Below are 26,427 nucleotides of genomic sequence, written 5' to 3'. Positions count from 1 at the left end.
ACTACCTCTTATTTACCTAATTCTTGTGTTCGTTTGTAGGCTTGATGAACTGCATCCATGACCGTTCCTCGAAAAGCATGCGCTTCTAAGCTCGCTACACCAGCGATAGTGGAACCTCCTGGGCTACAAACTTGGTCTTTCAAGACCCCAGGATGCTCTTGGCTTTCTAGGACCAATTGCCCAGCTCCTACCACAGTTTGAGCCGCCATTTTCAATGCCGTTTCTCGTGGCAATCCCGTCTGAACACCTGCATCTGCCAAGGCTTCGATAAAGAGATAGACAAAGGCCGGTCCACAACCTGCAAGACCTGTCGCTGCATCTATTAAGCTTTCCCCAAGTTCAACCAAGAGACCAGCCTTGGCTAAAAGCTGACAAAAGAGATCACTGTCCTCAGACCTGCAATTAGGAGACAAGGCATAACTAATCACTCCTTGACCAATAGAAGCAGGGGTATTTGGCATCATACGAATAATTAGGTGTTGACTTGGGATAAGACTTGCTAGTTTTTCTAAAGTCAATCCAGCTGCCATCGAAATCAAAAGAAGACTTTCTCGTTTTTCAAGGATGGTCTGATATTGAGAAAGTAAGTCTGAGAACTGAGCTGGCTTAACACCTAGAAAAATCACATCTGCTTCTGCAAAGATTTCTTCGTTGCTGGAGGCTTGACCGCCAAAGTCAGAAATGAAAGCATCCACTTTGGCTTGGCTACGATTGGCAAGGAGAAGGTCATCGCCCGTCTTGGCCTGCAAGACAGCTTTGGCCAAACTAGCACCCATATTCCCCAAGCCGATAAATCCAATCTTCATCTCTTACTCCCTTATCTGCCCATCACCAGTAACCACATACTTGTAGCTGGTCAATTCCTTCAAGCCCATGGGACCACGCGCGTGGAGTTTCTGAGTAGAAATCCCCATTTCACAACCCAGACCAAATTGGCCACCATCGGTGAAACGAGTTGAGGCATTGACATAAACCGCTGCAGAATCCACTTGATCTGTAAAGTAAGCTGCAGCTTCAGCATTTTCCGTCACAATGGCATCCGAATGATGGGTACTGTGAGCCTCAATATGGGCAACCGCTTCTTCTAAACTGCTCACAACCTTAATAGCTAGGACATAGTCCAAAAACTCAGTATCAAAGTCTTGATCCTCAGCTGCTTGACCTGAAAGAAACTGACTTGCTTTTTCATCCAAGCGGAATTGAATTGGCTCCAGTCCAGCTTCCTTACGCTCTGCAACTAGAACTTGCTCCAAGCGAGGAAGGAAGCTTGCTGCTTTGTCTTCATGAACAAGTAGAACCTCCATGGCATTGCAGACAGAAGGACGACTGGTTTTGGCATTGTTGATGATAGACAGAGCCTTGTCTTCATCTGCATCCTTATCCACATAAACATGGACAATCCCAGTTCCTGTCTCGATAACAGGTACGATAGCATTCTCAACCACTGCATTGATCAAACCAGCTCCTCCACGAGGAATAAGAAGGTCTAGATAGCCCTTTGCCTTCATCATGGCGTAGCTACTTTCACGGCTAGTATCTTCCACTAGTTGAATCACATCTGGATGAATGGTAGTCGTCTCCAAGCCCTTTTTCAAGGCTGTGACAATAGCATGAGCTGTTTGATAGGCATCCTTCCCACTACGAAGAACAACTGCATTTCCACTCTTGAGAGCCAGAGCAGCCGCATCAGACGTCACATTTGGACGGCTTTCATAGATAATACCAATAACCCCCATAGCCACCCGTTTCTTTGTGATAACCAAACCATTTTCAAGATGATTGGTTTCTAAAACTTCACCGATTGGATCTGGTAAGGCAACCACTTCACGAATACCAGTTGCCATTGCTTCTATACGTCTTGCATCCAAATAAAGACGATCCAGCATCACATCTGAGATTTTACCCTTAGCAGCTTCCATATCAAGGGCATTGGCTGCTAAAATTTCCTCATTATCTGCTAATAAGTGATCAGCCATGGCTAGCAAGGCTTGGTTTTTCACCTCTTCACTAGCTGTGTTGATCGATTTTTTAACAGCCTGTACCTGTTCAAATTGTTCTTGTGTACTTACCATAATTTACCTCTAAAATTCTGTAAAGAGTAGTTGGATTTCAGGAGTAATGGAAATCCAATCGTCACGGTGAATCAAGACACCTTTGGCTTTTTGAGAACGTAACATATCCTCCAAAGCAGATGCTCCAAATTGCACGCGTCCTTTTCCAAGTGATTTTCCACTTTCCTTGTCAAATACTGTCACAATATCACCGTAAGAAAAGGCCCCTTCTGCGTCAACTACACCAGATAAGAGAAGACTCTTTCCATGTTGGGAGAGAGCTTCTGCAGCCCCTTTATCAACCCAAATAGAACCCTGACTCTGAGCATAGAATGCAAGCCATTGTTTCTGGGTACGAAGTCCCTTCTCTTGCGCAACAAAGTAGGAACCATCCTTGGTCTCCTCAGCCGCCTCAATCATAGCATCTGCCTTCAAGGATGAGCAGATATAAACAGGAACTCCTGATTCTGTCGCAATAGTTGCAGCCTTGATTTTGGTTAGCATGCCCCCAGTTCCATTTGACGAGCCAGCTCCACCAGCCATATCAATAATCTCACGATTGATGGTCTCGATTTTCTCCAAGCGTTTGGCTTTTGGATCTGAATTAGGATTTCCAGTATAGAGACCGTCCACATCTGTCAAGAGGACTAAAAGGTCTGCTTGGACCATGGCCGCTACCTGGGCACTAAGAGTGTCATTGTCCCCAACCTTGAGCTCATCAATAACGACACTGTCATTCTCGTTGATGATAGGAATTGCCCCACGACTAAGTAGAACTGACAAAGCCTGATGGGCATTTTTATAACGGCGCTTATCCACAAAGTCATCCTGGGTCAGCAAGATTTGTGCAGAAACGATTTGGCGCAAGAGAAGGTTGGTCGTGTATTCTTCCAACAAAAGCCCTTGTCCTACCGCTGCTGAGGCCTGTTTATCAGCAATCTTAGTCGGACGCTTTTTAAATCCTAAGGCTCCAAAACCAGCAGCAATGGCACCCGACGACACCAAAATCAACTCATGACCAGCTTCGTGCAACATAGCCAATTGCTGGGTAATAGCCTTTACCTTACTACGTGATAAACTTCCATCCTCATTCGTCAGAGAAGAAGTCCCCACCTTAAAGACAATCCGTTTGAATTTCATAGTCTCACTCCGATTCTTCATATTTATCCATTATAACATGAATGGCAGGAAATAGAAAAGAGTTGATAGGAAAAAGAAGGCCCTAAAACCTTCTTTTTTACTGCTGTTCTGATTCCGATTTATTTGCACTTGTTTCAGTGCTTTGTGAAGTTGAAGAAGTCAAATCTTGACTAGTTGAAGAACTTGTAATACTTTCGTGTTGACTCGTTTCTTTATTTTCAAGATCTTTTTTCACTACTTCATTGGATTCTTTTATTTCTGAGTTACTTGTATCTCTAGTTGTAGCAGATTTCTCTACCGGAACATCCACTAACCAGGCACCACTTGAATCAACAGTATAGCCTTCTGGTGTCTTACCGTTCACAAGTAATTGACCATTTTCTTTCAAGAAGTACCATTTATCCTTGTCTTTAATCCAACCAACAGCTCGTGAACCGTCTTCCTTATAGAAATACCAATCATTTGCCTTTTTAAGCCAGCCTTGCTTCATAGCTCCTGATTCTTCTAGATAGTAATGATGACCAGAAACTTCTATCTCGCCTGTCTTCATGGTACCAGTAGAATCCATATAGTACCAGGTTTCTTTATCTTTTACCCAGCCCGTTTTCATTTCCCCTGATTGAGCAAAATAGTACCATTGTCCATCAATCTTACGCCATCCTGTTATCATATCCCCATCATTTGATAGATAATAGGTCTGACCGCCAGTATTAAGCCAACCAGTCTCCATCTGATTTTCTTTGTTGAAATAATACCAGCTTCCATTGATTTTCTTCCAATTTTTAGCAGATGCACCAGAGTCTGTCAAATAGAACCAACGATTGTTCCATTTTTTCCATTGATTCTGTAACAAGATACCCGTTTGGTTGAAGTAATACCATTCACCCTTGATTTCATTCCAACCAACTGCATATTCTCCTGTAGAGTCAGGCGCTTGATACCACCAGTTTCCATAAGCACTCTTATGCCAACCAGCTTGAAAACTTGGAATCTGCTTGTAAGAAGTTGAAATATTGACAAAACCATCTTGTCGAATATCAAAAACTGTCGCATCATAGTCTTTGCTGGCTGCGTTGATTCTCTCAATTCCTCGTTCTTTAAGCCAATTGACATACTCACTATCAACACCATTTTTCCAAGGTAAACTATCCGAAGTTTGAACAATCAAACTCGGACTCAAATGTTTAATAAAATCCTTGGTATTTGATTTGTTGGTATCATGGTGATGATTAAACTTCATCAAATCAACTTTTCCAATGAGAGGACCATACTTGTCTTCTGCTCCATGAACATTATCTAAGTCGCCCCCAAGGTAAATTTTCTTACCATTGACTTTTACCACGCTAATCAAAGAATTAGAATTATCATCCCAAATTTTCTTTAATTCACCTGATGAATCAGTTTCATTTTCATAGTTATAGAGTTGAATATCCATGTCTCCAAACTGAAAATGAGCATCCCCTTGTGTGATATTTTGAATAACTGAAACACCTTTTTCAGCGGCAGTCTGTAAAACCTTATCATAGCCATACATATTATCCCATAGACGTTCAGAATTAGTAATACGATTATCACTATATTTTTTAAGATAAACTCGGTCAACTGGATAGGTAGACAGTAATTCATCAACATTTCCAATATGGTCACTGTGAGTATGAGTGACTAAAATAAAATCAAGTTTTTGAACACCCAATTCCTTCAAACGACGAAAGACACGGTCTGTTAGAACATGCTTATAAGATGTTTCAATTCCTTCTCTCCACGGATAACGAGAATCACTTCCATCTGGGAAATCATAATCTTCTCCTGTATCAATCATGGCAAAATGTCCATTGCTTTCAAGAATAATCGCATCACTGCCACCTTCTTGAACATTGATAAAGTGAATTTTATTTCCTGAACTTTCTTGAGCTTGAACATCTCCATACCATGACAAACCTAAAAAAGCGCCTGCAAGTGCTAAACTAGTTAATTTCTTTTTCATTCTTACTTCCTCAATCTCTCCAAAGTTTCCTTAAAAATCTCTGGGATATCTGCTGTAAATTCCAAAATCTCACCTGTTCTCGGATGAGTAAAACCTAGGGTCTTGGCATGAAGAAATTGTCCATGCCCTTTCAGAGTCTTACGAGGACCATAGACTTCATCCCCAGCGACTGGATGACCAATATAAGCCATATGAACACGGATTTGATGGGTACGCCCTGTCTCCAGTTGTAACTCCACTAAGCTGTAATCACCAAAGCGTTCCAAGACGTGGAAACGAGTCACTGCAGGCTTCCCTTTAGCAGTCACAGCCTGTTTCTTACGGTCTTTTTCACTACGGCCAATCGGCGCTTCAATCACACCGCGATCATTGGGTAGATTTCCATGAACAATCGCCCAATATTTGCGTAAAGACTTTTTATCCTTGAGTTCTTTGGCAAGTGCTAGATGCGCCTCATCGTTTTTAGCAATCATGAGAAGGCCTGACGTATCTTTATCAATACGGTGAACAATTCCTGGACGCAGAACCCCATTGATACCCGACAAGTCCTTAATATGATACATAAGGGCATTTACCAGAGTACCACTAATATGACCAGCACTCGGATGCACAACCATCCCCTGAGGTTTGTTAACGACAGCCACATCCTCATCTTGGTAGATGATTTCTAGTGGAAGATTCTCAGCCACATACTCTAAAACCTCCGGCTCTGGTACATGGTAAGTGACGATATCTCCCTCTCGAACAGTGTATTTAGCTTTCTTGACTTGGCCATTGACCAAGACCTGGCCTGATTTAATTTGTTCATTCGCGAGACTACGTGATAATTCTGTCAAATCCGACAAAGCCTTATCCAAACGCATGCCACCAGTTTCAATTTTAATTTCCATTTGTTTCCTCTTTTAGCATTGCAATCAATAAAATAATCACTCCAACCGTCAAATAGCTATCTGCTACATTGAAAATTGCAAAATTGATAAAGTCAAGGTGGAACATATCCACAACAAATCCCTGACTAATTCTGTCAATAAAGTTTCCAAGACCACCTGCGATAATCAAGGTCAAACCCAAGACCATCCAGAGTGAGTCCTCCATGTGCTTATGTAGATACCAAATGGCACCTACCATAACGACAAGTGTAATGATAGCAAATAACCACTGCTGGTCTTGTAACATGGAGAAGGCTGCCCCTCGATTTTGCAGGTAGGTCAAGCTAACGAAATTGGGAATCCAAGAGCGTACTTCACCCAGTGGAATCTGCTGGACGATATAGGATTTAACTAACTGATCCAGCCCAATCAAAAGCAGTACAATGACTGCCACTATTCCTCTTTTTTTCATGATTTCCTCTTCTGATTAAAATATTCTTGCATGACTTCTACGAAAAGATTCCCAGCTTGACTAAGCTCCACTTCCTCACGTTTAACATAGACCATGCGATTATCTAGGTTATCCTTGAGACGAATGACTGTGATACCATTAACACTATCACTATCTAAAAATCCAGAACCTGTCGCATAGGCGTCCGTCCGCTCCAAAATACCATTCAAAGTAGCACGGTCTGTCACATTAAACATCTGTGAGCTTGCACTAGTATCAACAAAATTCTCTGAATAATAAAGGTACTCGTCTTTCTCTTGAGTGAAACGAACCGTTGGTAAATCTGCTAAATCCTCCATGACCAATTCCTCTTTCTGGGCTAAAGGATGCCCTTCACGAAGATAAATATGGGTATGAAAGGGAATTAATTCAATGACCTCAAGACCTAGCTTTTCAACCCGTTGCATGATCCCTTTTTTATTTTGATTGTTGAGGTAGATAATCCCAATCTCACTGTGCCCCTGAGCTACTTCATCAAGTATTTGAACTGTAGTAGACTCAAAAATACGGAAGTTCTTATAGTCAGGATAGCGCTCTGAGAAGGCTGTAATGGTTGGTGGCAAGAAGTCATAGTGCTGACTGGCAATGGAAAATTCATCTTTTTCTTCCTCAGGATTGGCATACTGATTTTGAAAAATATCAAATCCTTTAACCAATTCTTGCGCTTTTTCATAGAATTCCATACCACGACGGGTCAAGAAAGTCCCTGAGCTGGTCCGACGGAAAATCTTAAAGCCCAACTCTTTTTCCAAATCACGAACAGAAATAGACAGACTCGGCTGACTCACATACATCTTCTCAGCAGCTTCACGGAAAGTACCGCTATTGGCAATGGCAACAACATAGCGTAATTGTTGAATGTTCATCTTCTACCCCCAACTTCTTTATCTTTTCATTATACCATATTTTAGAAGTTTTCCAAAAAGGAAAAAAGTCTGGAAATTTTCAAATTCCAATGAAGAGTCTAACAACCCAATACAAGAATTAGAATAATGTCTTTTTCAGTCCTCATTTTGGTTCAAACAAATAAAAACAGCAAATCTTGTTGATTTACCGTTTATAATATGATGCAAGAAAAGCCTCTAACATTTTCTTTTGTCCTATAAATCAACTAGAAAAAAACTCTTTAATCCTATTGGCTATATCTGGACTTACTTGCCAAATACCAGCATAAGGTTGCTCAATATACTGTCTTTTCTTCTTAGTATATAGATAGACTACACTATCCTTTTCTTCATTCTGATGATAAAACTTGATAATGATATAATCTTTAACATTTGTCGGTTGATCATTTACACTCTCCAAAGAGGTAGATTTTGACTGTCTCTGTATCTCCTTAATCAATTTTGAAATTTCTTCTCTCTTGTTGATAGTTTTAATATCTTCAGAGGTTTTTTTCTGCAGAGAAATTACAGAAATAGTTTCAGGTTCAGGAAGAATAAGTTTTTTCTTACTGACACAAGCAGATAGAACAAGAAAAGAGATTGAACAGACTATCATGGTGATAAGCTTTTTCATACAGGTTCACTCCTTTCCATATTCCTGCTTACTTACTCAGATACAATTATAATATCAAATCTTAGCAATTTTTACAATATCTTATTCCCTTATAAAATTCATTATTGTAAAAGTTTTACATTCAACGTAAAATAAAGTAGCTGATAAATTCGCTTCTTACATTGGTTTTTAAAATATGGGTATCAGCATGGGTATCAAAACAAAAAAATAGGCTCTCCGAAAACTCGGAAAGCCTTATTTAATGCTACTTCTAGCTTCCTCGCCTTTAGATTTCAAGGCTCGGAATAAAAAGGTTCACTGGACCTTTTTATTTTGCGATTGGGTAAACAGAAACTTGTTTTTTATCGCGTCCTTTACGTTCAAAGCGTACTACGCCTTCAACTTTAGCGAACAAAGTATCGTCTCCACCACGTCCAACGTTCACACCTGGGTAAATGTGTGTACCACGTTGACGGTAAAGGATTGATCCACCTGTTACTGTTTGTCCGTCAGCTGCTTTAGCTCCAAGACGTTTTGCTTGTGAATCACGTCCGTTTGATGTAGAACCTCCACCTTTTTTGTGGGCGAAAAGTTGCAAGTTGTTAAGAGTCATTTTTAACATAATGTTTTCCTCCGTGTTAGTTTTCTGTGATAACTCTGGTTTGGACGAACTCAGAAGAGTTCTCCGATAAGTTTGCCATACCTAAGAAAAATGATTCAAAGAATAACTGGGTCATTTCTCTCTGGTGTGAAGGAAGATCTTTTGGAATTTCAACCATCAGATAGCCACCTTCATCTTCGTTTAATTCTAGGATTGGTTCATAGCCTGCAAATTTCTCAATAGAATTGATAAAGTTAATGGCAAGCGTAGAAACCGATGCACACACGACATCTAAGCCGTATTCGCCACTCTCGGCGTGTCCAGTAATTTCCGCACTCCTCAGCTCGCCATCTTCGGCTCTCTCAAAGACTGCCTGTATCATGTGTTCTCCTTAAAATTAAGCGTTGATTGCGTTGATGACAACTTTTGTATATGGTTGACGGTGACCTTGTTTACGGTGGCTACCTTTTTTAGGTTTGTACTTGTAAGTAACAACTTTCTTTTGTTTTCCTTGTTTTTCAACAGTTCCAACTACAGTAGCTCCAGCAACAAGTGGAGTTCCGACAACAGTGTTTTCACCACCAACAAGAACAACTTCGTTAAAAGTCACTTCTTGACCAGCTTCAACGTTCAATTTTTCAACGTAAACTGCTTGACCAACTTCAACTTTAACTTGTTTTCCGCCAGTTTTGATAATTGCGTATGTGCTCATTATGCACCTCCTATGATTTTTATGGGTTTCCCCGATTTTTTTGTGAAGACTCGCCTAGCATCGTGGGACAAACCACTTAAACTTGAATAGTCAAGCAACGATGTTCGTGCGGTTGCACAGGATCGTGCATAGTCAACTCTTCAAGTATAGCATATCTCCTATTTTCTTACAAGTAATAACACCTAAAATGAAGCTTTTTCTTTTACTTTTTTCTGCCAAGAGGCAAAAAGCATGCTGAGGTAAAAAATACTCATCATAATAGGAACACCAAGAATGGTCTTTTCATGATAGAAAATCGTCAAATAAGCTGAAAAGACAACGCCAAGGACAAAACTACTAAGCAGGCTAACAAAGATAATCCCTTCACGTAAAAAAGGAGTGTGCTTGGTCCGAAAATAATCTCCAAAAGCCAGCATGGTCCGTTTGATATTCCCTGTCATAAACGCGTTATTATAAGCTATACCTGACACTTCACCAAAAGCAGTTGTCACCAAGCCCATACAAAAGGCTAAGGGCGGTACTAGATAGATATTATCTACAGTTTGCGGTACAAAACCAATAATGATTGATAAGATTGCCAAAGGAATCAGTGACAGAATTGGCTTTTTCACAATTCTCAATTTTTCCTTATAAACAGTTAATAAAAAGACCCCCATCATAAAAGCTAGCAAGGTGAGAACCTTGTCCCTAACATCTGAAACATTATTTTGAATTAATTCTACTGAAAGAAAGACTACATTCCCAGTTTGTCCAGCTACAAGAGTGTTTCCTCGCACAATAAACGTATAGGCATCTACATAACCTGCACAAAAAGTCAAAAAAAGCGCTAGCCTCTTAGACTGACGTGATATTTTTCTTATAGGTAATAACCTCATTTTCCCTCCCATTTCATTTACTCATCTCATTATTGTACCACTTTCTTTGGAAAAGACCTAGTAGCTTATTTGAAATTTTTCACCCTCTGTTGGATAGTCCCGTCTATCTATGTTATAATGAAAGAAGGATTTGAAATCGGAAAAGGAGTAACTATGCTTAAATTAGGTGTCATCGGAACAGGGGCTATCAGCCACCACTTCATAGAAGCAGCCCATACCAGTGGAAAATACCAGCTGGTCGCAGTCTACTCTAGAAAACTAGAAACTGCGGCAACCTTTGCTTCTCGCTATCAGGATATCCAACTCTTTGATCAAGTAGAGGACTTCTTCAAGAGCTCCTTTGATGTAGTCTATATTGCTAGTCCAAACTCCTTACATTTTGCTCAGGCAAAAGCTGCCTTGTCTGCTGGTAAACACGTTATTCTTGAAAAACCAGCTGTTACTCAGCCACAGGAATGGCTGGATTTGAGACATACAGCTGAGAAAAATCACTGTTTTATATTCGAAGCAGCTCGCAATTACCATGAAAAAGCTTTCACTATCATCAAAAACTTTTTAGCAGACAAACAGATTTTAGGGGCAGATTTCAACTATGCCAAGTATTCTTCTAAAATGCCAGATTTGTTGGCGGGACAGATACCAAATGTCTTTTCAGACCGTTTTGCTGGTGGAGCCCTCATGGATTTGGGGATTTATCCTCTCTACGCTGCCGTTCGCCTCTTTGGAAAGGCTCAGAACACAATCTATCAGGGGCAACAGCTTGACAATAGCATTGACCTAAATGGAGACGGAATTCTCTTCTATCCTGACTTTCAAGTTCATATCAAGGCCGGGAAAAACATCACTTCCAATCTCCCTTGCGAGATTTATACGACAGATGGAACCCTGACACTCAACACCATCGAACATGTCAGCTCGGCTATTTTTACCGATTACCAAGGCAATCAAGTCCAACTCCCTATCCAACAGGCTCCTCATACGATGACTGAGGAAGTCGCTGCATTTGCACACATGATCCAGCAACCAGATCTGAATCTCTACCAAACTTGGCTGGAGGATGCAAGTTCAGTTCATGAGCTACTATATACCATGCGCCAGACTGCTGGCATTAGATTTGAGGCAGAAAAATGAAAACCAAACTACCGACCGAGTGGCAAGAACTGAGTGACCAACTCGGTTTCCAAGAATTCACCCCCATTCAAACTCAACTATTTGAGCCCCTTCTTGCTGGAGAAAACCTCCTAGGAGTGAGCCCAACAGGAACTGGTAAGACCCTAGCTTACCTTCTACCAAGTCTTCTCAGACTACAAAAGAAAAAAGCCCAACAACTCTTGATTCTAGCACCAAATACTGAGCTTGCTGGACAGATTTTTGATGTATGTAAAACGTGGGCTGAAGCTATGGGCTTAACTGCCCAACTCTTCTTATCAGGTTCGAGTCAGAAACGCCAGATTGAACGCCTAAAAAAAGGACCAGAAATTCTAATTGGAACCCCTGGTCGTATCTTTGAACTAATTAAATTGAAAAAAATCAAGATGATGAATGTGGAAACCATCATCCTAGATGAATTCGACCAATTACTAGATGATTCTCAGATTCACTTTGTTGAGAAAATCACTCACTACGCACCGCGTGACCATCAACTCGTCTACATGAGTGCGACGACCAAGTTTGACCAAGAAAAGATTGCGCCTAACACACGTACCATTGATCTTTCTGACCAAAAATTGGACAACATCCAACATTTCTATATGCAGGTAGATCAACGTCACCGAGTGGATATGCTACGAAAACTGGCTCATGTAGAGGATTTCCGAGGTCTGGTCTTCTTTAACAGCCTATCAGACCTTGGAAGTGCAGAAGAAAAACTACAGTATCGGGATATCTTGGCTGTTTCCCTCGCTAGTGATGTCAATGTCAAATTTAGAAAAGTCATCTTAGAAAAATTTAAAGACAAGCAACTAACCCTGCTTCTTGCAACTGACCTTCTGGCTCGTGGAATTGATATCGATAGCCTAGAATGTGTCGTAAACTTTGATGTCCCAAGAGATATCGAAACCTACACTCACCGTGCTGGACGTACTGGACGTATGGGCAAGGAAGGTTATGTTATTACTCTTGTCACTCATCCAGAAGAAATCAAAAAACTCAAAAAGTTTACAAGTTTACGTGAAATTGTCCTAAAAAATCAAGAACTCTATATCAAATAAAGCTCCGTTTGCTCTATGCCCATCAAGTGTATAGAGCTTTTTTATGTAAACAATTCTTCAATTTTAGTTCAATATCAGAAAAAAGAACCTTGCTACGCAAGATTCTTTTAGTGTCTGACTTAAATAATTGTTCTTCTGGGAACTAAATCGAATTAAGCTTCGATTTCTGTAACCATACCTGAACCAACAGTACGTCCACCCTCACGGATAGAGAATGTAGTACCTTGTTCTACGGCGATTGGGTGGATCAACTCAACGTCGATTGTCACGTTATCACCAGGCATTACCATTTCAGTACCTGCTGGAAGTTCGATTGAACCTGTAACGTCAGTAGTACGGAAGTAGAATTGTGGACGGTAGTTGTTGAAGAATGGAGTGTGACGTCCACCTTCTTCTTTAGTAAGGATGTAAACTTCACCTTTGAATTTAGTGTGTGGGTTGATTGAACCTGGTTTAGCGATAACTTGTCCACGTTCGATTTCGTCACGTTGAACACCACGAAGAAGGACACCTACGTTATCTCCGGCAAGACCTTCGTCAAGTTGTTTACGGAACATTTCAACACCAGTAACAACTGCTTTTTGAGTTTCTTCTTTGATACCAACGATTTCGATTTCGTCGTTGACTTTAACGATACCACGGTCGATACGTCCTGAAGCAACTGTACCACGTCCAGTGATTGAGAATACGTCTTCGACTGGAAGAAGCAATGGTTTGTCAGTGTCACGTTCTGGTTCTGGGATGTACTCATCAACTGTGTTCATCAATTCCATAACGATGTCTTCGTATTTAGTGTCACCTTCAAGGGCTTTAAGAGCTGAACCTTGGATAACTGGAAGATCGTCACCTGGGAAGTCGTATTCTGACAATAGGTCACGGATTTCCATTTCAACCAATTCAAGCAATTCTTCGTCGTCAACCAAGTCAACTTTGTTCATGAAGACGATAAGGTGTTTAACACCAACCTGACGTGAAAGAAGGATGTGCTCACGAGTTTGTGGCATTGGTCCGTCAGTTGAAGCTACTACAAGGATAGCTCCGTCCATTTGAGCGGCACCAGTGATCATGTTTTTAACGTAGTCCGCGTGTCCTGGAGCGTCGATGTGAGCGTAGTGACGTTTTTCAGTTTCGTACTCAACGTGCGCAGTGTTGATTGTGATACCGCGTTCGCGTTCTTCTGGAGCAGCATCGATAGACGCATAGTCTTTAGGTTGGTTAACAGCTGAAGGCAAGCGACGTGCCAAAACAGTTGTGATAGCTGCTGTCAAAGTAGTTTTACCGTGGTCAACGTGTCCGATAGTACCAATGTTAACGTGTGGTTTACTACGATCGTATTTTTCTTTTGCCATTTGAGTAAAAGCCTCCAATAAAATATATTTTATAGATAGACAGTAGGCAATACAGTCTAACTTTCCTTACTATTTTATCAAATTTCAGCTAAATTGCAAGTGTTTTACAAAGTTTTTGTGAATTATTCTTAATCTGCTAATCTAAACGGTATTTCTACTCCCATCACTTCTTTAATGAAAAAGAAAAATCAGGAATATCCTGACTTTTACTTAGCTAATTGTCTTTCTCGTTCTTTCATTATTTTATGATTTTCATACAAACGTGATAAAAACTTAGAAATTTCTTTTAAGATAGAATAGGTTGGTACTGCGACAATCATGCCAATGACACCATAGATATTACTTGATAACAAAAGTAATACTAAAATCGTAATTGGATGAACCTTCATCACTCCACCAACGATTCGAGGGTAAAGGATGTTCCCATCTACTTGTTGAATAATCAACATATAAACAACTGCAATCAGCATTCTATGAGGATCAGTAAAGACATTGGCGATAATCATCGGAATCAAACCAATACTTGGTCCAACATAAGGAATGAGATTGGCCAATCCTGAAAAGATGGCAAAGACCAAAGCGTATTTCAAACCAATCACGCTATATCCGATAAAGGCCAAACAACCAATAATAATCGCATCAATAGCAACTCCACTAATATATCGAGCAATTGTAGTATTCAAATTTTTTAAAAGACCTGTAATATGCAACTTATCTCGCTTTAAAACAGTACGCTCAAGCATCGGCAAGAATTTGTGGCCATCTAACAAAAAATAAATTAAAAATACAGGTGTCATGATAATAATCAAAACAGTACTAAAGAGCGCAGATAAGACACTTCCAACACTATTCGTTACACTATTTAGGATATTCTGTAGAATATCTACATAAGAGAGATTTAACTGTTGAATAGTCGCTTGAATATCTAAATTTTGAAAGGCTGGATAAGTGGATAAATCGATAATCAAATCTTGCAGACGACTGTAGATTGTCTGACTTGTAGCAATCAAACTTGTCAGCTGATTAATCAAAATCGGTAAGAGATAGACGACCCCAATAACTAGCCCACAAACCAAGGCGCACAAGGTTAGTAGAATACCAATGATACGGTTAATTTTGAAATACTTTTGTAAAAAATTTACAATAGGATTGGTCAAATAATATAAAAAACCACCTAAAAGAAAGGGAATCATTATAGTGTTTGCGACACTTACAAAAGGCGTTATAATCCCACCCATCTGTCTCCATAAATAAAAGATGATGGTTAATAGTAAAATCTCACTGGTCCAAAAAAATAATTTATTCTTACGAAACATGAAGTACCTCCATTCATCTATTTTACCACACTTTCAAAAAAGCTTCTTTCTTATATCATGAAACTGGGAATATTTTTTTCTTTATGATAGAATAAACTTACTATGAAAAAAATAATTTTAACTCTCCTAAGCCTTTCCGTTATTGGGGCAGCATCTACTGTTGATGCTCAAGATTTTAATATTGCTGCTAAACATGCAATTGCTGTTGAGGCAAATACCGGTAAAATTCTCTATGAGAAAGATGCAACCCAGCCAGTTGAAATTGCTTCGATCACAAAATTGATTACTGTTTATCTTGTCTATGAAGCCTTGGAAAACGGTAGTATTACACTATCAACTCCGGTAGATATCTCTGATTATCCATACAAATTAACGACAAATTCTGAAGCGAGTAACGTTCCTATGGAGGCTCGTAATTATACCGTCGAACAACTACTGGAAGCAACCCTAGTATCCAGTGCTAACAGTGCAGCTATTGCGTTAGCTGAAAAAATTGCTGGCTCAGAAAAAGATTTCGTCGATATGATGAGGGCAAAGCTCTTGGAATGGGGCATTCAGGATGCCACTGTTGTCAATACGACGGGTCTTAACAATGAGACTTTAGGGGATAACATTTACCCAGGATCTAAAAAAGATGATGAAAACAAGCTCAGTGCTTATGATGTCGCTATCGTTGCTCGCAATCTCATCAAAAAATACCCACAAGTCTTGGAAATCACGAAAAAACCTTCTTCTACTTTTGCTGGAATGACAATCACTTCTACCAACTACATGTTAGAAGGTATGCCTGCTTATCGCGGTGGTTTTGATGGCCTTAAGACAGGAACAACAGACAAGGCTGGAGAATCTTTTGTTGGTACTACTGTTGAAAAAGGGATGAGGGTTATCACAGTTGTTTTGAATGCAGACCATCAGGACAATAATCCTTACGCTCGCTTCACAGCTACATCCTCACTAATGGATTATATTTCTTCTACATTCACGCTTCGCAAAATCGTTCAAAAAGGCGATGCCTACCAAGATAGCAAAGCACCTGTACAAGATGGAAAAGAAGATACGGTCACTGCCGTTGCCAAAGATGATATCTCTCTAATTGAACGTGTTGGAAGTCAATCTTCCCAATCTGTTCAATTCACTCCTGATTCTAAAGCAATCCCAGCACCACTTGAAGCCGGAACAGTGGTTGGACATTTGACTTATGAAGACAAGGACTTGATTGGTCAAGGTTACATTACCACAGAACGCCCTAGTTTCGAAATGGTAGCAGAAAAGAAAGTTGAAAAAGCTTTCTTCTTAAAAGTTTGGTGGAATCAGTTTATCCGATTTATCAACGAAAAATTATAAAAAAAAATCGCGATTTAAACCGCGATTTTTTATTTTATAGTGAAATGAAATAAAAACTGAACAAATTTATTGGGACAGAAAACTAATTTCTAAAAATGTTTTAGAAATCACAGTGTACTATTCCAGTTTCAATTCATTATATTTGTTTTTTAAACTTCATAATAGGGAAACGGACGGTCACTATCCAATGGACGATTTAGTACTTCTTTTTCCAAAATAGCGCGCCAACCAGATACCAATTCTTCAAAAATCAATTTGGCTTCAGGAGAAGCTGTTGTAAGCTTCCGTCCAAACCAAGCCATGGTTGCAGTTTCAAACTGAAGCATAGCGTAGTCGATTACCGGTACATTTGCCTCTTCATAATTCTCATTTACTGCTTGTGCAACTTCTGATGCTTGTGGAAGAAGTTGATTGCTGATTTTATCTACAACACTTGCGTCCATCTCTCGCCAAGAAAGTAATTGACCATCCACCTGATAAAAGAGCTCAAAGGTTTCTTGATTTTTCTTAAAATTGGTAAGAACAAAAGCACGTTCCACTGCCTCTGGACCACCAACAGCCTTTACAGCGTTTATAAGGAGATTTTCTTCCATTTGTCTCCAATAATCATCAGCTTCTTCTACCAAATCAATTGTGAAAGGTGGAACAATTTCCTCGGCAGAAATTTCGCCTTTATTCGCTTTCTCGATATTACCAAATAATTTTTTTAAGAATCCCATTTGCTTCTCCTAGTTCCTATTACCCAACTGAACCTTCCATCTCGTAGCTAATCAAGCGGTTCAGCTCAACTGCGTATTCCATTGGAAGCTCTTTTGTGAAGGGCTCTACAAATCCCATGACAATCATCTCTGTTGCCTCAGATTCTGACAATCCACGGCTCATGAGGTAATAGAGTTGTTCTTCAGAAATCTTAGATACCTTAGCTTCGTGTTCCAAAGCGACTTGTGAGTTGTGAATTTCATTAAACGGAATGGTATCTGACGCTGACAAGTCATCCATGATAATGGTATCACACTCGATGTGAGAGACAGATTTCTTAGAGTTTTTGTTAAAGGTTACTTGTCCACGATAGTCAACCTTTCCTCCACCTTTAGCGATGGATTTAGACACAATAGACGAGCTTGTATGTGGAGCATTGTGAATCATCTTAGCACCAGTATCCTGGTGTTGCCCAGCATTGGCAAAGGCGATAGAGAGCATGGTACCACGTGCTCCTTCTCCATCAAGGTAAACAGATGGATATTTCATAGTCGTTTTGGCACCCAAGTTTCCATCAATCCACTCAACAGTGGCATCCTTTTGAGCCTTAGCACGCTTTGTTACCAAGTTATAGACGTTATCAGACCAGTTTTGGATGGTCGTATAGCGCATATAAGCTCCGTCCAAGGCAAAGATTTCTACGATGGCAGCGTGCAAGCTGTTGCTTGAATAAGTAGGCGCTGTACATCCTTCTACGTAGTGGACACTTGCTCCCTCATCAACGATAATCAAGGTACGTTCAAACTGACCAGTATTTTCGTTGTTGATACGGAAGTAAGTTTGAAGTGGAATATCTACCTTGACCCCTTTTGGTACGTAGATAAAGGTTCCACCAGACCATACTGCCGAGTTGAGGGCAGCCAATTTGTTATCTGTTGGCGGTACCAACTTGGCAAAGTATTGTTTAAACAAGTCTGGGTATTCCTTGAGGGCAGAATCTGTATCTGTAAAGATAATCCCCAATTTTTGGAACTCTTCCTTCATGTTGTGGTAAACAACTTCTGATTCATACTGGGCAGAGGCACCAGCTAGATATGCACGCTCAGCTTCTGGAATACCAATACGTTCAAAGGTTTCTTTGATTTTTTCAGGAACCTCATCCCACGAACGAGCAGGTTTATCAGATGGTTTTTGGTAGTAGATCAAGTCATCAAAGTCAATCTCTGATAAGTCTGCTCCCCATGTTTGCATGGGCATTTTTTTAAAGGTTTCATAAGACTTCAAACGGAATTCTAACATCCACTCAGGTTCTCCCTTAGCAGCCGATAATTCGCGAATGACATCTTCGTTTAATCCTTTTCCTGTCGATAGGACAGGCTCTACATCATCATGGAAACCAAATTTATATTCACCAAGGTCAATTGGTTTTGGTTCTACTCTTTCTTCAGCCATAATATCCTTTCTTTCATTCTTCATTTCTACTAATTCATAAGACAAAAGAAACTTGTCTTACTGATTTTCTTGATTTTCAATTGTTTTCTTCAGGGCATTCCAAGCTAGGGTTGCACACTTAATTCGTTGAGGGAATTTGGCAACACCTGACAAGAAGGCTGCGTCTCCAAGACTATCTTGTCTGTCATCTTTTTGCCCTTGAACCATTTCAGAAAAAATGGTAGCAAGTTCTAAGATTTCTTGCTTGGTCTTGCCTAAAACGGCATCTGTCATCATACTAGCAGATGCTGTAGAGATGGTGCAACCTGAATTTAGAAAAGCGATATCCTCCAAACGGTCATCTACATCAAACTTGACAGAGAGATTGATAACATCTCCACAGGTCGGATTGTTGAGACTGATTTGCTCAGCATCTTCCAACTTCCCTTGGTGATGTGGATTTTTCGAATGGTCCGCTACCACTGCCATATAAAGGCTATCTAGTTTAGAAAGTGCCATTGAAAAACTCCTTTGTCTTTTGTAAGGCATCGACTAGCTTGTCGCAATCTGCCTTGGTATTGTAGATATAAAAACTTGCACGAGCTGTAGCTGGAACGTCCAAATACTGGAGCAAGGGTTGAGCGCAATGGTGACCCGCACGAACAGCCACTCCTTCATAATCCAAAGCAGTCGCAAGGTCGTGCGGATGAAGGTCACCTAGGTTAAAGGCAATGACACCTGAACGTTGAGCCAAGTCCTGTGAACCATAAATGGTCAATCCTTCAATCGCCTGCAGTTTTGGATAGACGTATGCAATCAGTTCCTGTTCATGGGCTTCAATGGCATCCATACCAATTTTTTCTAGATAATCCACTGCTGCTGCCAGTCCGATTGCACCAGCCATATTAGGAGTTCCAGCCTCAAATTTCCAAGGCAATTCCTTCCAACTAGCAGATTGTTCATAAACGAAATCAATCATTTCGCCGCCAAATTCTACTGGTGACATTTGTTCCAGATACTTTTCTTTACCATAAAGAACACCGATACCAGTTGGACCCGCCATCTTGTGACCTGAAAAGGCAAAGAAGTCCACATCCAAGTCCTGAACATCGATCTTCATATGAGGCGTAGATTGAGCACCATCCACCACCATGATAGCTCCAACTTGGTGGGCCAATTGAGTGATTTCTTTGATTGGATTGACCACACCCAGGACATTTGAGGCGTGAGCAAGGGAGACAAACTTAACTTTATCAGTCAATTTAGCTCGCAAATCATCCATATCCAGAGCTCCATTCTTAAGATAGACATAGACAAGCTCTGCCCCAGTCTTGCGGCAGGCTTCCTGCCAAGGAATGATGTTGGAATGGTGTTCCATGACGGAAATCAAGACCTGGTCTCCCTCAGTCAAGACTTCCTCAGCATAACGCGCCACCCAGTTCAGACTGGTTGTCGTTCCTCTAGTAAAGAGAACTTCCTTTATAGACCCTGCATTGATAAACTTACGAATGGTTTCACGAGCTGCCTCATAAGAAGCTGTCGCCCTTTCTGCCAAGGTATGAACGCCACGATGAACATTGGCATTGTCGTTCTCATAGTAGCGGTTAATCGTCTCCAGAACTGCTAGTGGTTTTTGTGTCGTCGCAGCATTGTCCAAATAAACCAATGGTTCATCATTAACAATCTGGTCTAAAATTGGAAAATCCTTGCGAATCGCTTCTACATCTAACATAGGCTACCCCTTAGCGTTTTGACAATTTTTCTTCGATGGTTGCAATCATTTCATCACGAACTTCCTTGACTGGAATCTCAACGATAACAGAGCCAAGGAAACCACGGACAACCAAACGTTCTGCAGTTGCCTTATCCAAGCCACGACTCATGAGGTAATACATATCTTCTGGATCTACCTGACCGATAGAAGCCGCGTGTCCTGCAGTTACGTCATTTTCATCAATCAAAAGAATTGGATTGGCATCTGAACGCGCTTGGTCTGAAAGCATAAGAACACGGCTCTCTTGTTGCGCATCTGCTCCCTTAGCCCCCTTGATAATGTGGCCGATGCCATTGAAGGTCAAGGTTGCTTTTTCAAGAATAACCCCATGTTGTAGGATATTTCCGATTGAATTACAACCATAGTTGGTCACTCGAGTATCAATCCCTTGTACCTGACGGCCACTTGAAAGAGCTACGACTTTAAGGTCCGCATGGCTACCATTTCCAATCAAGTCGCTATCAAAGTCCGCAACGACGTTCCCTTCGTTCATGACACCGATTGCCCAGTCAATGCTTGCATCGTTGCCTAATTTACCACGACGGCTAATGTAAGCAGTGACGTTTTCACCTAGACGGTCAATCGCAGCAAACTTCACTTGAGCACCAGAACGTGCAATCACTTCTACTGTGATATTAGCAGTTGCTTTGGCACTTCCTTCACCGCGTGACTCTAAACGTTCTAGATAACTAATCTTAGAGTTTTTACCAGCGATAATCATAATATGCTTATTAAACGGCACATCACTATCGCTGTCTTGGTAGAAAATACCTTCGATTGGCTCTGTAATTTCCACGTTATCTGGAATATAAAGAACAGCACCACTGTTGAAATAAGCTGTATGGTAGGCTGCTAATTTGTCATCGTCATACTTAACAGATGACATGAAGAATTCTTCAATAAGCTCTGGAATTTCTTCTAAAGCTGAGTGGAAGTCTGTAAAGACGACACCCTGTTCAGCCAACTCAACTGGAATTTGCTCAAAAACAGTTTGAGTTCCTACTTGAACCAATTTCAAGTGATTATCTAGAGCTGTGAAATCTGGAACATTTACTGATGGCTCACTTTCTGTAATCGTTCCATCACCCAGATTCCAACGGTGGAATTTGACACGCTCAATAACTGGTAATTCCAAAGTCTCAATCTTATCAAAAGCTTTTTGACGGAGGTCAGCCAACCAGCTTGGTTCAGCGTGCATTTCTGAAAAAAGTTTAATATTTTCTTTAGTCATTTACTTCTCCTAAAAGATACGAGGTAATTACAATTCTTCCTTGTAGTCGTAGCCAAGTTCTTCAGCTAGTTTTGCGTATCCTTCACGTTCCAAACGCGCAGCCAATTCTGGACCACCTGAAAGGACAACTCGACCTTCCATCATGACGTGTACCACATCAGGTGTGATGTAGTTCAAAAGACGTTGGTAGTGAGTGATAATCATAGCACCAAAGCCTTCACCACGCATGGCATTCACACCTTTAGACACAACTTTAAGGGCATCAATATCAAGACCAGAGTCAATCTCATCCAAAAGGGCAAAAGTTGGTTCCAACATCAAAAGTTGAAGAATCTCATTACGTTTTTTCTCACCACCAGAGAAACCTTCGTTGAGGTAACGCTCAGCCATTTCTTCTTTCATGTTGAGCAATTCCATCTTTTCATCTAGCTTAGTGATGAACTCGCGAACTGAAATCTTCTCATCGTCTTCTTTACCAGCATTCATGGCTGCACGAAGAAACTCAGCGTTAGTAATACCAGGAATTTCTGATGGATATTGCATAGCAAGGAAAAGTCCCATACGCGCACGCTCGTCCACTTCCAACTCAAGGATGTTTACGCCATCAAACAAGACTTCACCTTTGGTAACTTCATAGTTTGGATTTCCCATGATAGCGGCAGAAAGAGTCGATTTACCAGTACCATTTGGTCCCATGATAGCGGCGATTTCTCCTGTTTTCAGGGTCAGGTTAACCCCTTTTAAAATTTCTTTTCCTTCAATCTCAACGTGAAGATCTTTGATCTCTAATACTGACATGATAGTTCCTTTCTTTTTCAAAGCCTTTACAGTGCTCACTAGAAACATACTTGATTTCCCTAGAAAATACGGTAAAAGGTCAATAAATATACTTTTATAGTATAACAAAAAAAAGCCTAAAAGGCTTTGATTTTGTCTAGAAGCTGAGGACTAGTCTTTTCCTTTTAAATGCTGGTCAATGACATCTACAATCTTGCCCATCAAGTAACTAACTCGGAAATTTCTAAAGAGCAAAATGGCCCAAAAGGCTGCCATAATATAGCGACCAGTCATCCAGGCTTCATTGAAAAAATAGGTCTCAGCAGCTGTAAACAGCGCGATGATAATAAATTGTTGTCTATTCATAAACTTATTGTATCATGAAATCTTTCTTTAGTCTTCCTCTACCTTCACTTTATCAGCCAAAAATTCAAATCCTTCTGGAATCAGGCTTTCTTCTGCTTCTTTTTCAGTTTGAGAAGATTTGGCTTTGGCTGAAAAGGCTGCGCGAACTTCTTTCCATTCCTCCATGGAAATAGCTAAAATCTCAGGTGAAAAACCTGCTGCCTGACTGAGGATGTTACCAAACATGGTGTTGAGATTGTCCCGTTTCATGGTTTGACCAGCATTGAAGTTAGACTCAAAAGCAAGAATAGCATGGTGTTCATTGGCCGCAACTGGTTGAGATCCGACTAGAAGAGCCTTGTCCGGCCCCCCTAGACTTTCAATTACTTCTCCCCAGGCATTCTGCAAACGAATCAGATTTTGACGTGCTAAATCAGGATTTTCAACGGCCTCTTGTAGGATCGATTGAACTTTATTGCGATCCACACGATAGATTGTCTTGCCCGTTGCTGGGCGACTAGGAGCTGGATTTGTTGGCTTAGATACGGTTCCCACATTTGCGAGTTCTTGTTTGAGACGGGCAATTTCCTGTCTCAGTGCAGAAATTTCACTTTCAACTGCCCCAGAAAGAGCTGGTTCAGGCTTAATCTCTGCCAAACGGATAGTCATCATCTCAGCATAAATCTTAGGCTGCAAACTAGACTTAATATCTGCTAAACTGACTGTCGCCAAGCGAATCATTTCAAACAGATTTTCTTGAGGAAGTGCCAAATTTTCTACAAAGACTGGACTATGATGAGTATTTTCTCCACCTGTTTGAACAATTAACAAATCTCTTAAATAGTGTAAAAGTTCGGTCACAAAACGAGTCATGCTCTTACCATTGTCAAAGAGAAGATTCAAGCATGCTAGGGCCTTTGGAACATCCTGTTGAGACAAGGCTGCCACATAATCATCCAAGGCTGATAGACTAATTGTGCCAGTAATTTCTTCAGAGATGGCAGTCGTCAGCTCGTTTCCCTGTGTCAAACTCAAGGCTTGATCCAAAATAGACAAGGCATCTCGCATTCCACCTTCAGCCCGTCTAGCAATGATTTCCACAGCCTCTGGTTCAGAACTGATATTTTCTTTGTCTAAGATATAGTGAATATGTTCCTTAATATCCTGTGTCTTAATCGATTTAAATTCAAAACGTTGCACACGGGATAGAATAGTCGCAGGTATCTTGTGCAATTCAGTAGTAGCCAAAATAAAGACCACATTCTGTGTTGGCTCTTCTAACGTCTTTAGGAGGGCATTAAAAGCTCCTGTAGACAGCATGTGAACCTCATCTATGATGTAAACCTTATAACGGGCAAGACTAGGAGCGTAGGTAGATTTATCACGAATTTCGCGAATTTCATCCACCCCATTATTAGAAGCCGCATCCATTTCAATGACATCTTCTAAACTACCATCCGTCACTGCCTGACAAATATAGCAGTTATTACAAGGTTCACCACCCACTTGATTTGGACAGTTCATAGCTTTGGCAAAAATCTTGGCTACACTGGTTTTTCCCGTTCCACGTGGACCAGAAAAAAGATAGGCATGACTTATTTTCTCTTGCTCTACTGCTTGTTTAAGAGTCTTAGCCACAACTTCCTGTCCAACCAACTGGGAGAAGTTTTGACTTCTATATTTTCGATAAAGTGCTTGATACATTAGGCTTTCTCCCCAAACATTGTAAAGTCCCATTCTGTCTTTTCAAGCAAAATAGCGACAAATTGTTCCAAATAATCTCGATCCATAGCATCATAATCATCAATCTCTGAAGAATCAAGATCCAGAACTCCAAGTAATTGACCATTCTTTATCATCGGCACAACAATTTCACTTTTAGCTCGACCATCACAAGAAATATAGTTGGGATAAGTTGTTACATCACCAACTATAACAGTTTCCTGAAAGTGAGCTGCCTCCCCACAAACACCTTTTCCAAGTGCAATACGGATGCAGGAAACACCACCTTGGAAGGGACCTAAAACCAATTCCTTTCCATCAAACAGATAAAAGCCTGAGAATACGGTATTAGGAAAGCGTGATTTTAGAAGAGCACTGACGTTGGAAAGATTAGCCAAAACATTGGTTTCACCATCCAATAAAAAAGAGAGCTCTTCATTTAACATTTGATAACGTGATTGTTTTTCTGATTCTAACATAGGACTATTATATCAAAAAAGGCTTACAGACAAAAGAAAAATCCCTTGTTTAGTAAACAAAGGATTTTGTGAATTTTCAATTTGATTAAAGTTCGATATCACCGAACAAGTCAGCCATTGAGAATCCTGTTTGTGTTTCTGGAAGTTCGAAATCACGTTTTTCTTGACGTTTTGGACGACGTGGACGAGCAGCACGTTTTTCTTCTTTTTGTCCTTCTTCTTGAGCTGGACGCTCTTCAAGAGCTTTGATAGAAAGTGATACGCGCTCTGCATCTGCGTTAACTTCAAGAACTTTAACTTTAACTTCTTGACCAACTTTAAGAGCTTCTTTTGGATTTTCAATACGTTTGTGTGAAATTTGTGATACGTGAACAAGTCCATCGATACCTGGCAACACTTCAACAAATGCACCGAAGTCAGTCAAACGTTTAACTGTTCCTTCTACTACATCACCTTTAGCCAATTTTTGCTCAACGCCATCCCATGGTCCAGGTGTTGTTGCTTTAAGTGAAAGTGATACGCGTCCTTCTTCTTCGTTAAGATCAAGGATTTTCACTTCAATTTCTTCACCAACAGTTACAACTGATTTTGGTGATACGTTACGTTCATGTGACAATTCAGTCAAGTGAACCAATCCGTCAACACCACCAAGGTCGATGAAAGCACCGAAACTTGTGATACGTGCAACTTTACCAGTTACTACATCACCAACAGCCAATTTACCGAATACTTCAGCGCGAGCTGCTGCTGTAGCTGCTTCAACAACTTCACGACGTGAAAGGATGAAGCGGTTTTCTTTAGCGTCAACTTCTTTGATTTTAGCATCAAATTCTTGACCTACAAAACGCTCAGTGTTACGTACAAAACGAGTATCCAACATTGAAGCTGGGATAAATCCACGAACACCTTCAAATTCTACTGAAAGTCCACCTTTAACGGCACGAGTTCCTTTAACAGTAACAACTTCTTCTTCGCGACCAACAAGTTTGTCCCATGCTTTGCGAGCTTCAAGGCGTTTTTTAGATACAAGGTATGTAACTGTATCAGTATCTTTACCAACTACTTGACGAAGTACAAGAACATCCAATACTTCTCCTACTTTAACAAAGTCATTGATATCTGCATCGCGATCGTTTGTCAATTCGCGAAGAGTCAAGACACCTTCAACACCAGTTCCAGAGATTGCAACGTTAGCTTGAGTCGCATCAACTGTCAATACTTCAGCACTAACAACATCACCAGGCTCAACTTGGCTAACGCTATTTAGCAAATCTTCAAATTCGTTCATCTAAAAAATCCTCCAACAATCAAGTTTTTCTTAAACTTGACATACTTATAATTTTTTTCCTAAGCACCCGCAAGGACATGTTCATATCGTTCACGTCTTTCAATTATAAAAATAAAATACCCTAAGATATTTTGCTTTTTATCTTGATCATTACCTAAGAACTGGGGTAGCTGGATTCGAACCAACGCATGAGGGAGTCAAAGTCCCTTGCCTTACCGCTTG

At 40.5% G+C, this 26,427-nt stretch carries 27 protein-coding genes, 1 pseudogene and 1 other annotated feature; of the genes and pseudogenes, 4 read left to right on the top strand and 24 right to left on the bottom strand.

Features of this window, described 5'->3' with window-relative positions:
• Positions 1-8: 8 nt before the first annotated feature.
• From proC to ADJ60_RS03575, 7 genes are all read right to left on the bottom strand, one after another.
• Positions 9-806, bottom strand: coding sequence for a pyrroline-5-carboxylate reductase (proC, locus tag ADJ60_RS03605; RefSeq protein WP_049543499.1), 798 nt, complete (start codon positions 804-806; stop codon positions 9-11).
• A 3-nt stretch (positions 807-809) separates the two neighbouring features.
• Positions 810-2,072, bottom strand: a complete 1,263-nt coding sequence (locus ADJ60_RS03600) for a glutamate-5-semialdehyde dehydrogenase (RefSeq protein ID WP_049543498.1) — start codon at positions 2,070-2,072, stop codon at positions 810-812.
• A gap of 9 nt (positions 2,073-2,081) precedes the next feature.
• Positions 2,082-3,191: a glutamate 5-kinase gene (gene proB / locus ADJ60_RS03595; RefSeq protein ID WP_000669647.1), complete on the bottom strand. Its 1,110-nt coding sequence runs from the start codon at positions 3,189-3,191 to the stop codon at positions 2,082-2,084.
• Positions 3,192-3,288: 97 nt separating this feature from the next.
• Complete coding sequence (gene cbpE / locus ADJ60_RS03590; RefSeq protein ID WP_049543496.1) at positions 3,289-5,175, bottom strand: phosphorylcholine esterase CbpE; 1,887 nt, start codon at positions 5,173-5,175, stop codon at positions 3,289-3,291.
• Between the two features lie 2 nt (positions 5,176-5,177).
• Positions 5,178-6,065: an RluA family pseudouridine synthase gene (locus ADJ60_RS03585; RefSeq protein ID WP_049543495.1), complete on the bottom strand. Its 888-nt coding sequence runs from the start codon at positions 6,063-6,065 to the stop codon at positions 5,178-5,180.
• Complete coding sequence (gene lspA / locus ADJ60_RS03580) at positions 6,055-6,516, bottom strand: signal peptidase II (RefSeq protein WP_049532374.1); 462 nt, start codon at positions 6,514-6,516, stop codon at positions 6,055-6,057. The genes ADJ60_RS03585 and lspA overlap by 11 nt, the downstream gene beginning before the upstream one ends.
• A complete protein-coding gene (locus ADJ60_RS03575) occupies positions 6,513-7,421 on the bottom strand; it encodes a LysR family transcriptional regulator (protein ID WP_049532373.1) in 909 nt (302 codons plus the stop codon). Before ADJ60_RS03575 ends, lspA begins: the two co-directional genes overlap by 4 nt.
• Here ADJ60_RS03575 and ADJ60_RS11730 point away from each other — a divergent pair.
• A pseudogene (locus ADJ60_RS11730) lies at positions 7,414-7,488 on the top strand (AraC family transcriptional regulator); the annotation flags it as partial. The gene ADJ60_RS03575 and the pseudogene ADJ60_RS11730 sit on opposite strands and share 8 nt — an antisense overlap.
• A gap of 174 nt (positions 7,489-7,662) precedes the next feature.
• Here the strand turns inward: ADJ60_RS11730 and ADJ60_RS03570 are convergent.
• From ADJ60_RS03570 to ADJ60_RS03550, 5 genes are all read right to left on the bottom strand, one after another.
• Positions 7,663-8,073 (bottom strand): DUF5301 domain-containing protein, encoded by a 411-nt coding sequence (locus ADJ60_RS03570; protein ID WP_049532957.1) that lies wholly within the window; start codon positions 8,071-8,073, stop codon positions 7,663-7,665.
• Positions 8,074-8,380: 307 nt separating this feature from the next.
• Complete coding sequence (rpmA, locus tag ADJ60_RS03565) at positions 8,381-8,674, bottom strand: 50S ribosomal protein L27 (RefSeq protein ID WP_000916509.1); 294 nt, start codon at positions 8,672-8,674, stop codon at positions 8,381-8,383.
• Positions 8,675-8,690: 16 nt separating this feature from the next.
• Positions 8,691-9,035: a ribosomal-processing cysteine protease Prp gene (locus tag ADJ60_RS03560; protein ID WP_000613699.1), complete on the bottom strand. Its 345-nt coding sequence runs from the start codon at positions 9,033-9,035 to the stop codon at positions 8,691-8,693.
• A gap of 15 nt (positions 9,036-9,050) precedes the next feature.
• The gene (gene rplU, locus ADJ60_RS03555; RefSeq protein ID WP_000109141.1) at positions 9,051-9,365 is read right to left on the bottom strand and encodes a 50S ribosomal protein L21; all 315 of its coding nucleotides are present in this window, start codon (positions 9,363-9,365) and stop codon (positions 9,051-9,053) included.
• Between the two features lie 36 nt (positions 9,366-9,401).
• Positions 9,402-9,489, bottom strand: a sequence feature (ribosomal protein L21 leader region).
• A 58-nt stretch (positions 9,490-9,547) separates the two neighbouring features.
• Positions 9,548-10,252: a YoaK family protein gene (locus tag ADJ60_RS03550; RefSeq protein ID WP_080983328.1), complete on the bottom strand. Its 705-nt coding sequence runs from the start codon at positions 10,250-10,252 to the stop codon at positions 9,548-9,550.
• Positions 10,253-10,393: 141 nt separating this feature from the next.
• On the opposite strand from ADJ60_RS03550, the gene ADJ60_RS03545 reads away from it, so the two are divergent.
• Together ADJ60_RS03545 and ADJ60_RS03540 are read left to right on the top strand one after the other, a co-directional pair.
• Positions 10,394-11,371 carry a Gfo/Idh/MocA family protein gene (locus tag ADJ60_RS03545; protein WP_049543492.1) on the top strand — a complete coding sequence of 326 codons (978 nt, stop codon included), beginning with the start codon at positions 10,394-10,396 and terminating at the stop codon, positions 11,369-11,371.
• Entirely contained in the window at positions 11,368-12,450 is a 1,083-nt protein-coding gene (locus tag ADJ60_RS03540) for a DEAD/DEAH box helicase (protein WP_049543490.1), read from the top strand. Before ADJ60_RS03545 ends, ADJ60_RS03540 begins: the two co-directional genes overlap by 4 nt.
• A 152-nt stretch (positions 12,451-12,602) precedes the next feature.
• Here ADJ60_RS03540 and tuf read toward each other — a convergent pair whose 3' ends face one another.
• Positions 12,603-13,799 (bottom strand): elongation factor Tu, encoded by a 1,197-nt coding sequence (tuf, locus tag ADJ60_RS03535; RefSeq protein WP_001040721.1) that lies wholly within the window; start codon positions 13,797-13,799, stop codon positions 12,603-12,605.
• Between the two features lie 206 nt (positions 13,800-14,005).
• Entirely contained in the window at positions 14,006-15,115 is a 1,110-nt protein-coding gene (locus ADJ60_RS03530) for an AI-2E family transporter (protein WP_049543488.1), read from the bottom strand.
• Positions 15,116-15,217: 102 nt separating this feature from the next.
• Here ADJ60_RS03530 and pbp3 point away from each other — a divergent pair, with 102 nt between their 5' ends.
• Positions 15,218-16,459 carry a D-alanyl-D-alanine carboxypeptidase PBP3 gene (pbp3, locus tag ADJ60_RS03525; RefSeq protein ID WP_049543487.1) on the top strand — a complete coding sequence of 414 codons (1,242 nt, stop codon included), beginning with the start codon at positions 15,218-15,220 and terminating at the stop codon, positions 16,457-16,459.
• Positions 16,460-16,608: 149 nt separating this feature from the next.
• Here pbp3 and ADJ60_RS03520 read toward each other — a convergent pair whose 3' ends face one another.
• From ADJ60_RS03520 to rpsA, 10 genes are all read right to left on the bottom strand, one after another.
• Positions 16,609-17,178: a hypothetical protein gene (locus ADJ60_RS03520; protein WP_049543484.1), complete on the bottom strand. Its 570-nt coding sequence runs from the start codon at positions 17,176-17,178 to the stop codon at positions 16,609-16,611.
• Between the two features lie 19 nt (positions 17,179-17,197).
• Positions 17,198-18,610 carry a Fe-S cluster assembly protein SufB gene (gene sufB, locus ADJ60_RS03515; protein ID WP_000797054.1) on the bottom strand — a complete coding sequence of 471 codons (1,413 nt, stop codon included), beginning with the start codon at positions 18,608-18,610 and terminating at the stop codon, positions 17,198-17,200.
• Between the two features lie 57 nt (positions 18,611-18,667).
• A complete protein-coding gene (gene sufU, locus ADJ60_RS03510) occupies positions 18,668-19,108 on the bottom strand; it encodes a Fe-S cluster assembly sulfur transfer protein SufU (RefSeq protein ID WP_049543481.1) in 441 nt (146 codons plus the stop codon).
• Positions 19,095-20,321 carry a cysteine desulfurase gene (locus tag ADJ60_RS03505; RefSeq protein WP_049543479.1) on the bottom strand — a complete coding sequence of 409 codons (1,227 nt, stop codon included), beginning with the start codon at positions 20,319-20,321 and terminating at the stop codon, positions 19,095-19,097. Before ADJ60_RS03505 ends, sufU begins: the two co-directional genes overlap by 14 nt.
• 10 nt (positions 20,322-20,331) lie before the next feature.
• Positions 20,332-21,594: a Fe-S cluster assembly protein SufD gene (sufD, locus tag ADJ60_RS03500; protein WP_020902928.1), complete on the bottom strand. Its 1,263-nt coding sequence runs from the start codon at positions 21,592-21,594 to the stop codon at positions 20,332-20,334.
• Positions 21,595-21,621: 27 nt separating this feature from the next.
• Positions 21,622-22,392, bottom strand: a complete 771-nt coding sequence (gene sufC / locus ADJ60_RS03495) for a Fe-S cluster assembly ATPase SufC (protein ID WP_000114489.1) — start codon at positions 22,390-22,392, stop codon at positions 21,622-21,624.
• Positions 22,393-22,542: 150 nt separating this feature from the next.
• Positions 22,543-22,737, bottom strand: coding sequence for a DUF3272 domain-containing protein (locus tag ADJ60_RS03490; protein ID WP_001081602.1), 195 nt, complete (start codon positions 22,735-22,737; stop codon positions 22,543-22,545).
• A 27-nt stretch (positions 22,738-22,764) separates the two neighbouring features.
• A complete protein-coding gene (dnaX, locus tag ADJ60_RS03485) occupies positions 22,765-24,420 on the bottom strand; it encodes a DNA polymerase III subunit gamma/tau (RefSeq protein ID WP_023947793.1) in 1,656 nt (551 codons plus the stop codon).
• A complete protein-coding gene (locus ADJ60_RS03480; protein WP_049543477.1) occupies positions 24,420-24,917 on the bottom strand; it encodes a GAF domain-containing protein in 498 nt (165 codons plus the stop codon). Before ADJ60_RS03480 ends, dnaX begins: the two co-directional genes overlap by 1 nt.
• An 85-nt stretch (positions 24,918-25,002) precedes the next feature.
• The gene (rpsA, locus tag ADJ60_RS03475) at positions 25,003-26,205 is read right to left on the bottom strand and encodes a 30S ribosomal protein S1 (RefSeq protein WP_049521508.1); all 1,203 of its coding nucleotides are present in this window, start codon (positions 26,203-26,205) and stop codon (positions 25,003-25,005) included.
• Positions 26,206-26,427: the final 222 nt, after the last annotated feature.

The sequence above is a fragment of the Streptococcus pseudopneumoniae genome, from assembly GCF_001076775.1.
Lineage (GTDB): Bacteria > Bacillota > Bacilli > Lactobacillales > Streptococcaceae > Streptococcus > Streptococcus pseudopneumoniae_G.
The sequence above is the reverse complement of the archived record's forward strand: the minus strand, read 5'-3'. Positions and strand labels throughout refer to the sequence as shown.

Bases quoted from the DNA above. Each gene is read 5' to 3' on its own strand.
- lspA (WP_049532374.1), bottom strand. From the start codon at position 6,516: ATGAAAAAAAGAGGAATAGTGGCAGTCATTGTACTGCTTTTGATTGGG.
- ADJ60_RS03575 (WP_049532373.1), bottom strand. From the start codon at position 7,421: ATGAACATTCAACAATTACGCTATGTTGTTGCCATTGCCAATAGCGGT.
- sufB (WP_000797054.1), bottom strand. From the start codon at position 18,610: ATGGCTGAAGAAAGAGTAGAACCAAAACCAATTGACCTTGGTGAATAT.
- rpmA (WP_000916509.1), bottom strand. From the start codon at position 8,674: ATGTTAAAAATGACTCTTAACAACTTGCAACTTTTCGCCCACAAAAAA.
- tuf (WP_001040721.1), bottom strand. From the start codon at position 13,799: ATGGCAAAAGAAAAATACGATCGTAGTAAACCACACGTTAACATTGGT.
- ADJ60_RS03570 (WP_049532957.1), bottom strand. From the start codon at position 8,073: ATGAAAAAGCTTATCACCATGATAGTCTGTTCAATCTCTTTTCTTGTT.
- ADJ60_RS03545 (WP_049543492.1), top strand. From the start codon at position 10,394: ATGCTTAAATTAGGTGTCATCGGAACAGGGGCTATCAGCCACCACTTC.
- sufD (WP_020902928.1), bottom strand. From the start codon at position 21,594: ATGACTAAAGAAAATATTAAACTTTTTTCAGAAATGCACGCTGAACCA.
- ADJ60_RS03560 (WP_000613699.1), bottom strand. From the start codon at position 9,035: ATGATACAGGCAGTCTTTGAGAGAGCCGAAGATGGCGAGCTGAGGAGT.
- ADJ60_RS03600 (WP_049543498.1), bottom strand. From the start codon at position 2,072: ATGGTAAGTACACAAGAACAATTTGAACAGGTACAGGCTGTTAAAAAA.
- ADJ60_RS03585 (WP_049543495.1), bottom strand. From the start codon at position 6,065: ATGGAAATTAAAATTGAAACTGGTGGCATGCGTTTGGATAAGGCTTTG.
- ADJ60_RS03530 (WP_049543488.1), bottom strand. From the start codon at position 15,115: ATGTTTCGTAAGAATAAATTATTTTTTTGGACCAGTGAGATTTTACTA.
- dnaX (WP_023947793.1), bottom strand. From the start codon at position 24,420: ATGTATCAAGCACTTTATCGAAAATATAGAAGTCAAAACTTCTCCCAG.
- ADJ60_RS03550 (WP_080983328.1), bottom strand. From the start codon at position 10,252: ATGGGAGGGAAAATGAGGTTATTACCTATAAGAAAAATATCACGTCAG.
- ADJ60_RS03540 (WP_049543490.1), top strand. From the start codon at position 11,368: ATGAAAACCAAACTACCGACCGAGTGGCAAGAACTGAGTGACCAACTC.
- ADJ60_RS03520 (WP_049543484.1), bottom strand. From the start codon at position 17,178: ATGGGATTCTTAAAAAAATTATTTGGTAATATCGAGAAAGCGAATAAA.
- pbp3 (WP_049543487.1), top strand. From the start codon at position 15,218: ATGAAAAAAATAATTTTAACTCTCCTAAGCCTTTCCGTTATTGGGGCA.
- ADJ60_RS03505 (WP_049543479.1), bottom strand. From the start codon at position 20,321: ATGTTAGATGTAGAAGCGATTCGCAAGGATTTTCCAATTTTAGACCAG.
- rplU (WP_000109141.1), bottom strand. From the start codon at position 9,365: ATGAGCACATACGCAATTATCAAAACTGGCGGAAAACAAGTTAAAGTT.
- sufC (WP_000114489.1), bottom strand. From the start codon at position 22,392: ATGTCAGTATTAGAGATCAAAGATCTTCACGTTGAGATTGAAGGAAAA.
- ADJ60_RS03490 (WP_001081602.1), bottom strand. From the start codon at position 22,737: ATGAATAGACAACAATTTATTATCATCGCGCTGTTTACAGCTGCTGAG.
- proC (WP_049543499.1), bottom strand. From the start codon at position 806: ATGAAGATTGGATTTATCGGCTTGGGGAATATGGGTGCTAGTTTGGCC.
- proB (WP_000669647.1), bottom strand. From the start codon at position 3,191: ATGAAATTCAAACGGATTGTCTTTAAGGTGGGGACTTCTTCTCTGACG.
- sufU (WP_049543481.1), bottom strand. From the start codon at position 19,108: ATGGCACTTTCTAAACTAGATAGCCTTTATATGGCAGTGGTAGCGGAC.
- cbpE (WP_049543496.1), bottom strand. From the start codon at position 5,175: ATGAAAAAGAAATTAACTAGTTTAGCACTTGCAGGCGCTTTTTTAGGT.
- ADJ60_RS03480 (WP_049543477.1), bottom strand. From the start codon at position 24,917: ATGTTAGAATCAGAAAAACAATCACGTTATCAAATGTTAAATGAAGAG.
- rpsA (WP_049521508.1), bottom strand. From the start codon at position 26,205: ATGAACGAATTTGAAGATTTGCTAAATAGCGTTAGCCAAGTTGAGCCT.